Source organism: Coprococcus sp. AF99-45, assembly GCF_027663865.1.
Lineage (GTDB): Bacteria > Bacillota > Clostridia > Lachnospirales > Lachnospiraceae > Allocoprococcus > Allocoprococcus comes.
This window is the reverse complement of record NZ_JAQDGZ010000003.1, coordinates 85,245-98,946: the sequence shown is the minus strand read 5'-3', so window position 1 is coordinate 98,946 and position 13,702 is coordinate 85,245. Positions and strand designations below refer to the sequence as shown.

The 13,702-nt window shown below is 37.8% G+C and carries 14 protein-coding genes and 1 pseudogene; 1 reads left to right on the top strand and 14 read right to left on the bottom strand.

All coding sequences use genetic code 11. The features are described from left to right. The first annotated feature begins 55 nt into the window (after positions 1-55). A complete protein-coding gene (locus tag PGR14_RS03505) occupies positions 56-946 on the top strand; it encodes an AraC family transcriptional regulator (protein WP_055260736.1) in 891 nt (296 codons plus the stop codon). Positions 947-986: 40 nt separating this feature from the next. Here the strand turns inward: PGR14_RS03505 and PGR14_RS03500 are convergent, their stop codons facing one another. From PGR14_RS03500 to PGR14_RS03435, 14 genes and pseudogenes are all read right to left on the bottom strand, one after another. Then, on the bottom strand, positions 987-2,309 hold the full coding sequence (locus tag PGR14_RS03500) for an MATE family efflux transporter (protein ID WP_055260734.1): 1,323 nt from the start codon (positions 2,307-2,309) through the stop codon (positions 987-989). A gap of 30 nt (positions 2,310-2,339) precedes the next feature. Next, positions 2,340-3,287: a hypothetical protein gene (locus tag PGR14_RS03495; RefSeq protein ID WP_270222976.1), complete on the bottom strand. Its 948-nt coding sequence runs from the start codon at positions 3,285-3,287 to the stop codon at positions 2,340-2,342. Between the two features lie 83 nt (positions 3,288-3,370). Continuing rightward, entirely contained in the window at positions 3,371-4,369 is a 999-nt protein-coding gene (locus PGR14_RS03490) for an aldo/keto reductase (RefSeq protein ID WP_270222975.1), read from the bottom strand. A gap of 80 nt (positions 4,370-4,449) precedes the next feature. After that, complete coding sequence (locus tag PGR14_RS03485; RefSeq protein WP_173692018.1) at positions 4,450-4,926, bottom strand: hypothetical protein; 477 nt, start codon at positions 4,924-4,926, stop codon at positions 4,450-4,452. Positions 4,927-5,167: 241 nt separating this feature from the next. After that, a pseudogene (locus PGR14_RS03480) lies at positions 5,168-5,350 on the bottom strand (carboxymuconolactone decarboxylase family protein); the annotation flags it as partial. A gap of 15 nt (positions 5,351-5,365) precedes the next feature. Beyond that, positions 5,366-5,920 carry a flavin reductase family protein gene (locus PGR14_RS03475; protein WP_055281470.1) on the bottom strand — a complete coding sequence of 185 codons (555 nt, stop codon included), beginning with the start codon at positions 5,918-5,920 and terminating at the stop codon, positions 5,366-5,368. Positions 5,921-5,940: 20 nt separating this feature from the next. Continuing rightward, complete coding sequence (locus PGR14_RS03470; RefSeq protein ID WP_270222974.1) at positions 5,941-6,444, bottom strand: flavodoxin; 504 nt, start codon at positions 6,442-6,444, stop codon at positions 5,941-5,943. A 128-nt stretch (positions 6,445-6,572) separates the two neighbouring features. Next, on the bottom strand, positions 6,573-7,574 hold the full coding sequence (locus PGR14_RS03465; protein WP_270222973.1) for an aldo/keto reductase: 1,002 nt from the start codon (positions 7,572-7,574) through the stop codon (positions 6,573-6,575). Between the two features lie 107 nt (positions 7,575-7,681). Then, positions 7,682-7,909, bottom strand: a complete 228-nt coding sequence (locus PGR14_RS16215; RefSeq protein WP_080543125.1) for a flavodoxin — start codon at positions 7,907-7,909, stop codon at positions 7,682-7,684. An 87-nt stretch (positions 7,910-7,996) separates the two neighbouring features. Further along, on the bottom strand, positions 7,997-8,740 hold the full coding sequence (locus PGR14_RS03455) for a hypothetical protein (protein WP_006426953.1): 744 nt from the start codon (positions 8,738-8,740) through the stop codon (positions 7,997-7,999). A gap of 140 nt (positions 8,741-8,880) precedes the next feature. After that, the gene (locus tag PGR14_RS03450) at positions 8,881-9,264 is read right to left on the bottom strand and encodes a DUF6262 family protein (protein ID WP_015513361.1); all 384 of its coding nucleotides are present in this window, start codon (positions 9,262-9,264) and stop codon (positions 8,881-8,883) included. Beyond that, a complete protein-coding gene (locus tag PGR14_RS03445; RefSeq protein WP_226853055.1) occupies positions 9,239-10,606 on the bottom strand; it encodes a tyrosine-type recombinase/integrase in 1,368 nt (455 codons plus the stop codon). Before PGR14_RS03445 ends, PGR14_RS03450 begins: the two co-directional genes overlap by 26 nt. 121 nt (positions 10,607-10,727) lie before the next feature. Then, the gene (locus PGR14_RS03440; RefSeq protein ID WP_007886448.1) at positions 10,728-12,458 is read right to left on the bottom strand and encodes a tyrosine-type recombinase/integrase; all 1,731 of its coding nucleotides are present in this window, start codon (positions 12,456-12,458) and stop codon (positions 10,728-10,730) included. A gap of 28 nt (positions 12,459-12,486) precedes the next feature. Further along, a complete protein-coding gene (locus tag PGR14_RS03435; protein ID WP_006426957.1) occupies positions 12,487-13,611 on the bottom strand; it encodes a tyrosine-type recombinase/integrase in 1,125 nt (374 codons plus the stop codon). Positions 13,612-13,702: the final 91 nt, after the last annotated feature.

The following is a 13,702-nucleotide window of genomic DNA, read 5'->3' as shown; positions in this document are numbered from 1 at the left end:
TTGCATTATTTTTTCATTATATAACACAATACTGCTATTATAGAGAGGACAAAAAATGAAAACGCCACATTCACTTATACCGGAGCAAAAAGAAAATATCAAACATGGAGAAGTTTATTTTCCAATCCAGAAGTATATTACAAAGCTGACAAAAGAAGCACCTGTCATAACAATGCACTGGCACGAGGAAGCAGAGCTTACTCTTATAACAAAAGGTTCCTGTGTCTACCAGATCGATTTAGTTGAATATGAGGCAAGTACCGGGGATATCCTGTTTATTCCTCCCCTGCTGCTGCATTCCATTATCCTGAAAAGCAGTCAGGACTTCTGTTCGGAAACCTATGTATTCCATATGAAGCTTCTGGGAGGAAATACTGCAGACATCTGTTCTACCCGCTACCTTACGCCCCTGGTAAACCACGAATTATCTTTACCCTGTCTCATTACCGCGGATCATCCTGCATATGATTCTCTTTGCAAGTCTTTTGCACAGCTTGCCTCCCTTTACGATACCCGGATGTTTGGATATGAACTCGCCATAAAATCTTATCTGCTGCAGACACTTTTTCTTCTGCTCCAGTACAGTAGCACAAGATTCTCCACGGAATCAGACTCTTCCGACAAATTAAAAATTGTACTTGATCATATTGATCTGCATTATGCAGAAGCTCTGTCGGTTTCTGAACTTGCAAAGCTATGTTATTTCAGCGAGTATCATTTTATGCGCTTTTTCAAAAAACACATGAATATGACCTGCATTCAGTATATTAACAATATCAGACTGGAAAAAGCGGTAGAGTTATTTGAACACGGTAACACCTCCATATTAGAGGTGTCTTTATCTGTTGGCTTTCATAATCTTTCTTATTTTTACAGAGCATTCAAAGCAAAATACCATATGACACCGCTGGCTTTTATAAAAAGATTAGAACTGGATTCTGTATAAGCTCATTCCCTGAGCGATTTTATATTTTCTTTAAATCCTGTTATTTTTTACGATAAATCCGAATCATCAAAGGCGTTTCTACCAAAAGCATGGCAACCCAGCCTGCCAGATAGGAATATGGCAACGCTTCAATTCCAAAGTTCCACAACAAAATCATAGGTGCTGCTGCAATGACTCGGACTGCCATATTGGTAAAACTGCTCATCAGTGTCACCTTCAGGTCTCCGATTCCACGGAAGAATCCTTGAATTGCATTCGTAACGGCCGGAAGAATATACATCACAGCAATCAGATGCAGATAAATGACACCATGTCCTATTACTTCCTCATCTTTTACGAAAAGTGCCATTAGTTCTCCGGCAAATACCTGGCAGATCACCATAACAGCTGCTCCATAAACAATTTCCAGAATCATCCCACAACGAAATCCCTCCCGCATGCGGTCATTTTTTCCGGCTCCCTTATTCTGCGCCATAAGTGCCGTCATGGCATGGGCAATATTCTGTTCCGGTGTAATTGCAAAGTCATCAATCCGATTGACCACCGCAAAAGCTGCAGCCACGGAAACTCCCATAGTATTAACCAGCACCTGGATCGCAATTTTTCCCATTTGCACGGTGGCCTGCTGCATGGCAGATGCCCATCCGTAAGCAATTGTTTTCTTCAGCAAACGTGAATCGAATACCAGCCATTTCTTACCCAGACGAAGAATCGGTACTTTTTTCTGTATATAAATAATACAGAACAGGCAGCACAGTGCCTCACTAAGCACTGTTGAAATGGCGCATCCATTGCTTCCTGCCTTTAGTACAATGACAAAAAACAGATCTCCGAATATATTCAGGACTGCACTGATAATTAAGAAATACAAAGGCGATGCACTGTCTCCCAAAGCTCTTAAGGTACTGGAAAAAAAGTTATACAAAAAGGTGAACATTAGTCCCAGAAAAATAATCCGTAAATACTGCCGCGTCATCTCCATAATCGATGCATCTACCTGCAGCAGATGCAGGATCGGTACAGCAAATACCACGCAAAGTAAAGTCAGAAAAAATGAAAAAACTACTCCCGACAACATGGTTGTACTGATCTGCCTGTGCAAAGTCTTATAATCCTTTGCCCCATACTGAATTCCCATGAGGATACTTGCCCCCATACATAATCCATTTAAAAACAGTATCATAAGCGTACTGATCGGATTACAGATACCAACTGCCGCCAGCGCTTCTTTCCCCACAAAATGCCCTACGATGATGCTGTCCACCGCATTATAAGTCAGCTGAAACAGATTTCCCAAAACAAGCGGCACAGTGAAATTCACAAGAATCGGCATGATTTTCCCGGTTGTCAGATCTTTTGTCATCTCATTCCTCTCCTTCGGTAAAATTTAAAATTAATTCTCTTCCGTTTTCTTTCTTTTTCTTTCAGAAACCCTTGGCACTGACTGAAGAGTAATAGATGGAATTTTTAAACCCATTATTCCCTTCAGAATCCAGGTAAATGATAACATGACCAGAACCGGAATGGCACAGGTTGTCACAAGCAGCACTGCCACGCCCTCTATAATTCTGTTTAATCCATCCTCAAAAGCAGAGAGTTTTTCTGTAGCGACATCACCTACCGCATCAATCGCATCATCAACCTTATCCTTCGCATTATTAAGAAATTCACTGAAAGAAAACTTTTTATCTTTCGTTTCTTGTGCTTCATCCTTCTTGTCTGCGTTTGCAGAGGTATCTCCCTCATCTAATAATTCTTCCGTATCTTCCAGTGTAAAATCAGCTTCATAGGACTTTGCATAGGTTTCATTTACCATATTCGTCACCCATGCACTGGTAGGAACCAGTCCCCACAAAAGAACACCCAGAATGATACTCTTGATTCCGATTCTGTAGATAAATTCTTTCCATCCGTTTTTCAAAAAGTTGCCTGCTGCCAGAAGCACGCATCCGATAGGAAATAAGATTTTAAATGCAATATACCCGGTGATAGTCAGTAAATATTTTTCAACAATGATCACTGCATAAACGATCACCATATAGCCTGCGACATCTGCCAGCTTATTCGCGATCGGAGTTGCGGCTTCTCCCGGTATTGCTGCAGCACCTGTTGCAAGAGCGGTTGCTGTTCCGAAAAGCCCAAGTGCTTTTTTCTGCAATCCATTCAGTGTTTTGATAACCCAACGGTACGATTCGACAGAAGTTGCCCATTTGGAAACAACAAAAAATGATATAAGAGCAATCCCAATGCAGATCAGCATCATGATCAGACGATTTCGCATCGGTTGCTTATAGTTTCTAACTGTGATTTCATGGCTGTCTGCCATCATAGGTTCTTTCATACTTATTTTCCTTTCATGCTATCTATTCTCGATAAAGAAAGGATCGGATACACGCTCCCGATCCTTTCCACCTTTTCAGTTTTCTATTTGTCCAAAACCGCAACCTGAATTGTCTTTACTGCTTCCTCCATACATTTGATGTCCTCGGCACGCAACCTAATATCCAAGCACTTTACAGTATCTTCCACACTGGAAGCTTTTCGCATTCCAACCAGAAGACTCATCCGGTCGTACTGAGATAATGCCCAAGCTTCTACCAGCGTTGCAAAACTGCAATGATATTCCTCACAAAGTGGTTTCCAGATTTCAAAAGCCCTGCGAAGTCCTTCTTTTTTCTCCGGATCTGTCCAAGGTATTCTGGACCGGATATCGGTTTTTGCAAATTCACGGTCCATAAAGGCAGGAGAAGTTAAAAATCCTTCCTCCAACACACCATAGGTCTGAAATACCGTGTTATACTTTTTACACAGATCAAAATATTCTCTGCCATGGAAAGGAGAGAGAATACTGAAAAATTCCTGTACAACAGATACGTTTCCGCCGGCTTCCTGATATGCAGACAGATCTGCCGGCTGACTGTTAGAAAGTCCATAGGTGCGGATCTTTCCTTCGCGAACCAGATTTTCCAATGCTCCTACAGTTTCTTCCACCGGAAAGCTGCCGCAGACATAATGTACGATAACAGAATCCAGATAATCGATTCCCATTCTGCGCAGAGAGTCTTCCACGTCCTTTTTCACTGCTGATGCGCGGGTGTCATTGTTAACGGTATAACCGTCTCGTTTGTAATGGAAATTACCACCCTCATTTCTCCAGTTCAGAGAGCATTTGGTCTGCAAAACAAAATCATTTCTTCTGCCTTTCAGTGCCTTACCAAGCAATTCCTCACTTACTCCTGTGCCATACACCGGTGCGGTATCGATGTAATTCACGCCATGTTCATGACAAATATCAAGCAGACTCTTCGCGTCCTCAACTGTAGAATCTCCGTCTGTCCAGACACTTCCGCCGCCAAGCCCCCAAGTACCTAATGCAACCACAGAAACATCGATGTCCGTGTTGCCAAGCTTTTGAAATTTCATTTTAGTTTCTCCTCTTTTTCATTATTCTTTATTACATTTAAATACATAGGAAATGAGATTTCCTATGTATTAAAATAAAATCACTTTCTGTCATCCTCACGACTTGCTGAAAATGTATTATAATCAACGATTATTGTTACCTTTTCACCAGGTGTAAGCAGATTAATTTCTCCAAAATCTGCATCATGTCCTCCAATTTCTGACGAAATCAGTTTATAAATTCCCGGTGGAAGCAAAATGGTATCATCACCGTTATATAGATCCCCTTCGTACACATTATCATTTCTCAGAAAAATAATATCATCTTCCGGAACATTTTCTCTGCTAATGTAATTTACCGTCACATCTACATAGAATTCTTCTTTTTCCTCTGGACTCATTTTATCTATACGGTCATCGACATTTTTATTATAATAATCCCCTCTATCGTTAATATCTGTATTTTCGGAATTGAGCTTCTTTTCATCCAGACTCTGATATGGCGAGTCTTTTTGATTGCATCCTGTAATAATCGCTGCTATTAATAAGGTCAAAACTATCCATCTTTTGATTTTCATAACAGCCTATATCTCCTTTACTGCTTTTTAGCATAACTAATATACTTTTTCGATATCTGCAAATCATTTCTCATTAAAGAAAAAGAGGGAGAAACCCACAGGCTCTCCCCCGCCTGTAGGCTTCGCAAGTCTCTACAGAACGATCACTGCTCTTAGTATATGTCTTTTTAAATGTTCTGTCAATATACAAAAGTCTTCCGATCACGCCGCTTTTTAACCTTTATTTCTCTTTTCTTGACAGCAAAGATGTATTAATCATTCCTGAAGCGATAAGTGCTGTGACTGTTATAATACATCTTGTCTTTACATCAATATCCTGATTATTCCAGTTTTCTCCAAACAAAACATCATCATTAAAATGTGCAAACTGTGGTGCAAATTCATTCAGTGCGTTTCTTCCTGCTGTCTGTACAATTTTTTTCACTTTAATCACCTGTCCTTATTTTAACTTTGCTCCATCCTTAAAAGCATTTCCCACACGTTCTCCAAGTCTGTAATATCCGTGATGTACCGGGTCATATGTAATTGGTGTAAATTTACTAAGATCAATTTCTCCGTCATCACCAAGATATTTCTCATCTGCACTTACATTTTTGATTTCTGCAAGATACTTGCTTTCATCAATAACTTTTACAAGTTCACACTCAAGAGTCAATGGAAGTTCATTGATGACTGGTGCATTTACATATTCACTCTTCGTTGTAGTAAAACCTGCTTTTTGCATCTTATATGCTTCTTTATTTGCAGAAACAATTCCCACATAATCGCAGGCAACCAGATGTTCAAGATCTGCCACCCCTACTGTAAAAGCCTTATTTTTTATAATATTGTCTGTTGTCTTATGGGCAGACAAATCTACAATAATCTCATTTGCACCTACAATTCCGCCCCATGCAGCGTTCATTGCATTTGCCTTTCCATTTTCATCATAGGTTCCCAGAATCATAACCGGCTGTGGATATAAAAATGGCTTTGCTCCAAAATTTTTTCTCATTGTTTTATCTCTCCTTATGGTTATTTGTTTATATCAGTATTTATCTGCCCAATCCATTCTGTAATCACCTCTTCTGAAGTTTCCAGATGATCTTTTCCTTTGGAATCAAACTGAATCTGCATTTCATGTGCAAAGGTAGCTCCTTTGCAATTTTCCTTCATATCTTTTATAACATGCCCCGGCCATCCACCATTTGTCATAAATGGAATCACTGTCTTTCCTGTAAAATCATTTGTTGTCAAAAATGTAAGCACTGCAGGTGCCATCGTATACCACCACGTTGGGGTTCCGATAGCAATCACATCATAATCAGCAAGATTTACAGATATCGGATTGATCTGAGGCATAAAGCCTGCCTCTACCTCTCTTTTTCCCTGTTCAACCACATCTTCATGACTGCCGCTGTATGGCTCTGCTGTTTCGATTCTCGCAATATCTGCACCTGTCCCATTAGTCAGCTGCTCTGCAATTCTTTTCGTGTTTCCATTTGACCAGGAATAATATACAACTAACATTTTCTTCATTATCTCTATTCTCCTTTACTTATTTTAGCCCCTGTAAACAGATAGATATAACCCACCATGACTACCGCTAAGAAAGCCACTATTACCCCGATGGTTATCTTTTTCCTTGTTTTCATTGCTCACCTCTTTTATTTCTTCTGTATTTTTGAGCCTCCAAACACCTGCGACATCGGCATGTGGGCAAGCATCTCATCAATAGATTTTACTTCATCCTGAGTCAGCTTTATATCTGCTGATTCCATATTTTCTTCCAGTCTATTTACTTTTCTTGTTCCCGGAATTGGTACAATATATGGTTTCTTTGCAAGCATCCAGGCAAGAGAAATCTGTGCAGGCGTGGCATTTTTTTCTTCTGCAATCACTTTCATCCAGGACATAAATTCATTATTTTCCTTTAATCCTTCTTCTGTAAACTGTGGCATTGCGCTTCGATAATCTCCCGGCTTTTCAAATTCCCCATGGGAATGATATGCTGCTGTCAGTAATCCATTTGCAAGCGGCGAAAATGCAACAAATCCTATTTTCAATTCTTCAAGCACCGGGAATAATTTCTCATAATCCCTGTACATCATGGAATATCTGTTCTGAATTGCTGTAACCGGGCATACTTTATGTGCACGTCGAATAATCTCTTCACTGGCTTCTGATAACCCCCAGTGTGTGATTTTTCCCTGCTCCATTAACTCCTTCATAGCTCCTGCCGTCTCTTCAATCGGTACAGTCATGTCAATACGATGAATATAATATAAATCAAGATGGTCTGTATTAAGTCTCATTAAAGATCCCTCAATCGATGCTTTAATCGTCTCCGGTCGTCCATCAGGAATCAAAGGTTTATTTACAGTTGTTGCAGTTTCATCAAAACGTATCCCACACTTTGATGCAAGGACAATTTTGTTTCTATATGGCCTTAACACTTCCCCAAGCAGTTTTTCATTGTGATGAGGGTCTTCTGTTGTTCCGTATATCTCTGCCGTATCAAAAAATGTGCAGCCTTCATCGATTGCTTTTTCAATCAATTCTTCTGCTTCTTTCTGTGTTGAAACAGTTCCATATGCATGACTCATTCCCATACATCCAAATCCGATTTCTGATACTTCTAAGTCTCTTCCTAAAATTCTTTTCTCCATTTTTTCTTCCTTTTCTATATTTCAAACTTTACTGTAAGTATAAGAAAAAGAGACTCCGGACAGAAGTCTCTCTTTGTTACGATTCCTCCAAATATTTTTATATTCTTTTATAATCCAAGACTGTCTATCCATGAACTGATATCTGATTCAGACGCTCCACCATGGAATCGTTCCCCTTCTTTCCAATCACCTGTTCCTGTCATCTCTTCCAGAAGATTACCGCTGTCACCGATTCCCGAGGTCGCTGCTGTACAGAATGGGATGACTGTTTTTCCTGTAAAGTCATTCTCTTTTACAAAGTTATCTACTGGCCATGCTGCAATTCCCCACCAAATAGGGAAGTAAAATGTAGCCAGTTCCCCTCATGCGTTGATTTTACTGGGTTTAACTGTATACAAAACTGTGTTTACTGTTACTATCTTTCATTCTTTTCCAAAATAGCTTTGAAGCATAGGCCACATTATTTTCATATATGACACAAAGCTCAGCTCTACTTGTGCTTCATTAAACCATCCAACCATAAAGCTATTTATCTCTTCAAATAATACTTTTGAAAGTTTCTGAATAATAATTGTGTTATCCACTTCTTCAGTATAATCTTTCGCATACATTTTACATATAGAACGCACTCCAAAATAATTATATAGCACACCTACCGTTGTTTTTAATGCTTCAATATCTCTTGGAAAATCTGTTCTATTCATCATATTCACTACTAATTGATGTCTTGAGTTTAGGTAATTCCTAACTGTACTATTACCTATTTCAACATCAACTGTAAATGAAAAATCTTGAGTTTGTATACTATCTGCTCCTAACATTATCATCAATTCAACTTGTGCTGCATGATATTCTGTATAACCAGACAAAGCCATATATTTCCAAGAATCTTGCTTTGCATACATTTCCGTATCTAAAATATGCGTAAATTCATGAAACACAATATACCTTGGTATTTCCGAACTTTTGCATATCCTTAATATATGTTCATCTGTTTTCGTATTATAGTAAGCTTGGGCGGCTGAAGCGAATCCTGCTGCATCGCTTTCCTCAACATTAATTTCAAAAAAATCTATCTTATACTGTGGTAATTTCTCAATTTCCATAAACTCAATATATTCTTTTTCATATTCTTTAATTAAATTTTTAATTTGTATTTCTGTCATATTGTTTTATACCTCATATCAAAGTTAGCATTTCACTTTTAGTATACCATAAAACAATCCCATTCTCATTCTATATATTTTATCCTCAACGATGAAAAGATGTGTCTGCACACATCTCTTCCATCTTATTATTTTCAATGTTATAAGTTCTTAATAAAATTCAAATCCTGTTTCCGTAATGCCTTCTGTAACTTTTCGTTCTTTCTCTTCAGTTCCTTATTTTCTCTGCTCAGAGCTGCCACCTTCTGGTTCAACAGTTCAATCTGTTTTTCCATCGCCATGTTCAGAATTTCTCTTCTTGGATCTATCATTCCGGCCTGTTGCTCTACTGCTTGGTTCAATGTATCCCGGACGGTTGGATTTTTATAAAAGAATCCTCTCGACAATCCAGTTTTCTTCATCAGCTTTGGAACGCTGATACGTTCTTTATTTGCCAGCATATCTTGTATTGCTTGCAATGCCAGTTCAATTTTCTCTTTACTTTTTCTCTGATTTTCCTCAATCATCTTGTCGTATTTGCTCATATTCTTCACCCCATCTTGCCAGACTCATATATATGATGTCACTCATCCTCTGTCTTACTTCTCTGGTTTCGTCTGCCATTCTTTGATTGCTCATTTTCCGGTAATGCTGTACATTATTCAGTCTTTTATGCCCCAATAGTCTCGCTATCGTCCAGTCATCCAGATGCATTTCTGTAAGTTTGACGCCATAGTAGTGCCGGAACATGTGCGTTCCAAACCCGAATAATTCGCCATGATCATCTTTCAACTGCTTTTCCTGTATCATGGACATGACTTTTGTTTTTATAGCCATATACTGCATCGGGCGGTCAGGTTCTTTTTCATTAACAAATATGTATTCTGTATCACCGAACTTTTCCTGTGTATATTCAATAGAACTCTGTAACAGTTTTGCAAGTTCTTTACTGATCGGTTTTTTATATCTTTTAGTTTTAACTTGATATATTTCAATCATATCTTGGCCATTTTCTCTCGTCAGACAATCTGGTCTCAGTGTAAGGGTATCTGATATCCTAGTTCCAAGCATCTGATGTATCAGAAGACATCTTGCAATCTGTACATCCATCTGTGTAATTTCCGCATTCAGTCGTTTCATTTCATCATCAGAATACACTCTAAATTCTGCATTTACTTCCGGTGGAATATCCGTATTAATAAATAAATGCTCCAATCTTTCATAGCTGTAAATTTTTCCGATTGTCTCTAACTGTCGTCTTAATGAAATTACATAAGAACTATTCGCACTATGGGAAGTATCTTTTGTTGACAGATGTATCAAAAATTCTTCCAACACTTCTCTGTCTATTTCACTGCAGCTTTTTATTTTGGAATACTCTTTTTGGAGATATTCTGAGAATATCCTCATTATTGTCAATTCTCCCTGTACAGTTCCTATTGCTTCATACTGCAGATTCATATAAACAGCTTTCTTACATTCTTCCCTGATATCTGGCTGATATATTTTTCTGAAATCCAGTGTTTTTACATTATAAATTGGATTGGATCTGATTTTAATATCCAGATTTTTTAGTTCCCAAACATCTTTTTCTATCTCATCCCGTAAATCTTCTGGCCCTAAAAATTTCAGTACGTTTCTGAAATATAATATCGTCACTGCTTCGCCATAGCTTACTGTACCATACACACTCTTCTTTTCTTTTACAATAGTTATTCCCTGTTCTAACATCCAGCCTTTTAAAAGTGATATCCATTTTTCTGGATTTCTATCTCCAAGGCTTTTGATTCTCCGATTTATTCTGCTGTTCAAAAACTTTGCAATATGATTATAAGCTGTTCGATCCTGAATCAATGCTCTAAACGTTCCGTTTTTGCAGCGATACATAATATAACCTCGAAACTCTTCCTTTAATTCTTGCGTTGGAAGCAACGTTAAATCAAATTTTCCATTATCCTTACGTGTCCCTGTTTCTTGTAAATTGGGGAAATCGCTGAAGTATATAATATCATTTTCCATCTTTTTCCTCTTTCTTTAGCCATGATGCTAAACTACTTCCTTGCATTTCAAAGAACTCATCATTTGCTTTTGCAATCCTTTGCGGCATATAATCAATATACTGTCTTGTCATCTCTTCATAAGTATGTCCAAGATAATCCCTGATACTTTGCAGTGATACATGACTGTCATAAAACATAGTTGCTACTGTATGTCGATAATCGTGTGATTGAAATAAATATTCTCCATTTGCAATCTTATTTTCCCGGCACGCTTCTATCATCTGAGTTCGGAATGTACCATATAGACAAGCACCACCTCTGCTGTTTTTAAAAATGAATTCTTCAGGCTGAATTTCATGTTTTTTCAAGTATACTTTCATAATCTGATAAAGTGCCTGTGGGATTGGAATCCTTTTATAATTCTTCATTTTGACCTGATACACCTGAATCCAATAATCCTCGCCCTGCTGATAATAAGCATTTCCTTTCAATGTACACACTTCACTCGCCCGTAATCCTAGACACCACAGATGTAGGAACATACATCGTAATCGCTCTGGAAAAAGATATAATTTTTTCAAAATTTCCATATATACTGTTTCCTCAACGCTACGATCATGATGTACTATTACTTCTTTTTGTTGGAAATATTCAATTCGGAATGGCATTCTTGTAATATACTGTTTAACTTCCATGAATTTATAAAAATGACCGATACCGAAAATTCTTTCATTAAATCCCTTTGCCTGTATTCCCCGTTCTCGCAAGCCGTCTGCATACTTTTTTACTTCTGCGACAGTTGCATGAATCGCCAGTATCTTTTCTTGTTCCAGCAGTTCAATAAAATTTCTAATACATACAAATCTTCGTACAATCGTGCTGACTGCCTGTCCAGTAATTCCCAGTTCATATTTCATGTATGCCTGTAAAATTTCTCGATTCTGTATTTCCTTGACTTCCATAAAAGAAATGCTAATTAAGGATTTACTTTCGTCTATCCGATGTTTTCCAAGATGTAATCGTTCCAGATACCATACATTTGCTTCCCATTGGATCTGTTCCTGCTGCATAAACGCATCTCTTCTGCATTCACCTAAAATACTTCGTTGACTCGTTTCGGGAAAATTCTTTAAAATAGTTTCCACTTGTTCCATTTCCAGCAATCCAATATCCGTAATATTTAACTGAACACAAGAATCATAAAGAAGTTTTAAGGATTTTAACCTGACATTTCTATAAGCCTTAGACATTGAAGTATTGGCAATGATACGACTCAACGTATAAAAAATTTGTTTCTTTAAAACTTCTGAACAATTTTGTGTAAAATCCCACACCAATAGGTTTGTTTTATAAGAAGTTTCAAAGGTCTCAGCTATTTCCTTTTCCGGATAATACTTCAGAAAATAAATTTTATTTTGATATTTCCATTCATATATCCGCTTTCCATTTAGCGTCTGCATTTGTTGATAGATATGTTGTTGTTTTACCGTATCATATATTTTCAAATAGAAAGATACAATTTGTGATCGTATCTGTCCTCTTAAATATTGTTCATACGAATTTCGCAAAGGATAATCCATTTCTTCCAGATGCCAGATTTTTCTATCTGCCAAGAACTTTTTCAATTTGTTAATTCTTGAATCGCTTTTTATTCCAAGTGCATCAATTTCTGAATATAGTTCCTGCTTTTTCTTCTCAATATCTACTTCAGATTCTGTTATGTGTTCTGCCTGTTGCAATAAATATATAGGTATTTCTCACACCTCCCTACTCCAGCAGACGTTCCGCCCCATAAATAGCAGTGTGTTGTGCATAAAACTCATTACTTGCTTCTATCAGTTCATCATCCAGCCAGTCCAGATACTTTATAGTCGTATCCAAATGTTTATGCCCCAATGCCTGACTGATCATTTCCAGTTCCCATCCTGCCTGCTTTCGCATATTTGCAAAATAGTGACGTAACATGTGGGGTGTGATTTTAACTCCGGTTTTCTTTTCCATTCGGTCCAACATATCATATACACTGTCCACTCTTAATGGCTTTCCAATGTTCTCACCCATGATATTCACAAACAGGTAATCCTGATGTTGCAGGATTTTCCGATATTTTGCCAGATAATCCATGAGAAATTCAAACGTATCATTACTTATCTTGGCACTTCTGTATTCCGCATTTTTGGCTCTCGCTTCATTTTCATTATCTTCCCGGAAGCATACCCTTATCATGTGATTCCTATAATCAATATCTTTGACATATTTTACTCCCAGTAGTTCCCCAATTCTGTATCCGGTTTCTGCTAACATAAGTAACAGAAGCTGATCTCTTCGGTTCGTACAGGCCTGTAAAATTGTAATAATCTGATTTTCTTTTGCTGTTCTCCCACGATGTTCCTCTTCCTTCAGATAGGCTTTAAAAGAATGATTCCGCAGTACCTTTTTTACTCCCACCTGATTAACCGCTATAATCTGGTTATACGATAAGGTTTTGAGACTTCCGTACTGTTCATATTCTGCCTCTATAAATAAATAGAACCTGAACACATCTTTTAAGTATGCGTTGCAGGTTCCTTCATTCGGACACTTCTTTTCTCCAGCCGTTTGCTCTGTATGGTTTCCGGCTTTAAGCCAGTATAAAAATTCCACAAAGTGTTCTGTCTGTTTTTCATAATCTAACTGATAGACTTCTGTGAGTTCCATTTCTTTCTCTGCCATATATTTCATATAATAGCAGATTGAAAATGCTGTGCGTTTCACTGTATTTGGTGAACGTTTACATTTAATCTTATGCATTAGATATTTACTTGGCAGTTCTTCAATACTCATTGTTTCCAGATTTCTGATGAAAAAATATTTTTCTGTTCCATCTTTTATCGTTTCCACCTTGTATATCATAAGCTGCCTCCTTTCCTCTAACGCTATACACAGTATACCCACTTCATGCCGAAATAGCTATTCATCAATACCAACAATCCCACCGAAAACG

Coding starts and splice junctions, on each gene's coding strand:
- PGR14_RS03505 (WP_055260736.1), top strand. CDS start 56: ATGAAAACGCCACATTCACTTATACCGGAGCAAAAAGAAAATATCAAA.
- PGR14_RS03500 (WP_055260734.1), bottom strand. CDS start 2,309: ATGACAAAAGATCTGACAACCGGGAAAATCATGCCGATTCTTGTGAAT.
- PGR14_RS03495 (WP_270222976.1), bottom strand. CDS start 3,287: ATGAAAGAACCTATGATGGCAGACAGCCATGAAATCACAGTTAGAAAC.
- PGR14_RS03490 (WP_270222975.1), bottom strand. CDS start 4,369: ATGAAATTTCAAAAGCTTGGCAACACGGACATCGATGTTTCTGTGGTT.
- PGR14_RS03485 (WP_173692018.1), bottom strand. CDS start 4,926: ATGAAAATCAAAAGATGGATAGTTTTGACCTTATTAATAGCAGCGATT.
- PGR14_RS03475 (WP_055281470.1), bottom strand. CDS start 5,920: ATGAGAAAAAATTTTGGAGCAAAGCCATTTTTATATCCACAGCCGGTT.
- PGR14_RS03470 (WP_270222974.1), bottom strand. CDS start 6,444: ATGAAGAAAATGTTAGTTGTATATTATTCCTGGTCAAATGGAAACACG.
- PGR14_RS03465 (WP_270222973.1), bottom strand. CDS start 7,574: ATGGAGAAAAGAATTTTAGGAAGAGACTTAGAAGTATCAGAAATCGGA.
- PGR14_RS03455 (WP_006426953.1), bottom strand. CDS start 8,740: ATGACAGAAATACAAATTAAAAATTTAATTAAAGAATATGAAAAAGAA.
- PGR14_RS03450 (WP_015513361.1), bottom strand. CDS start 9,264: ATGAGCAAATACGACAAGATGATTGAGGAAAATCAGAGAAAAAGTAAA.
- PGR14_RS03445 (WP_226853055.1), bottom strand. CDS start 10,606: ATGTATCGCTGCAAAAACGGAACGTTTAGAGCATTGATTCAGGATCGA.
- PGR14_RS03435 (WP_006426957.1), bottom strand. CDS start 13,611: ATGATATACAAGGTGGAAACGATAAAAGATGGAACAGAAAAATATTTT.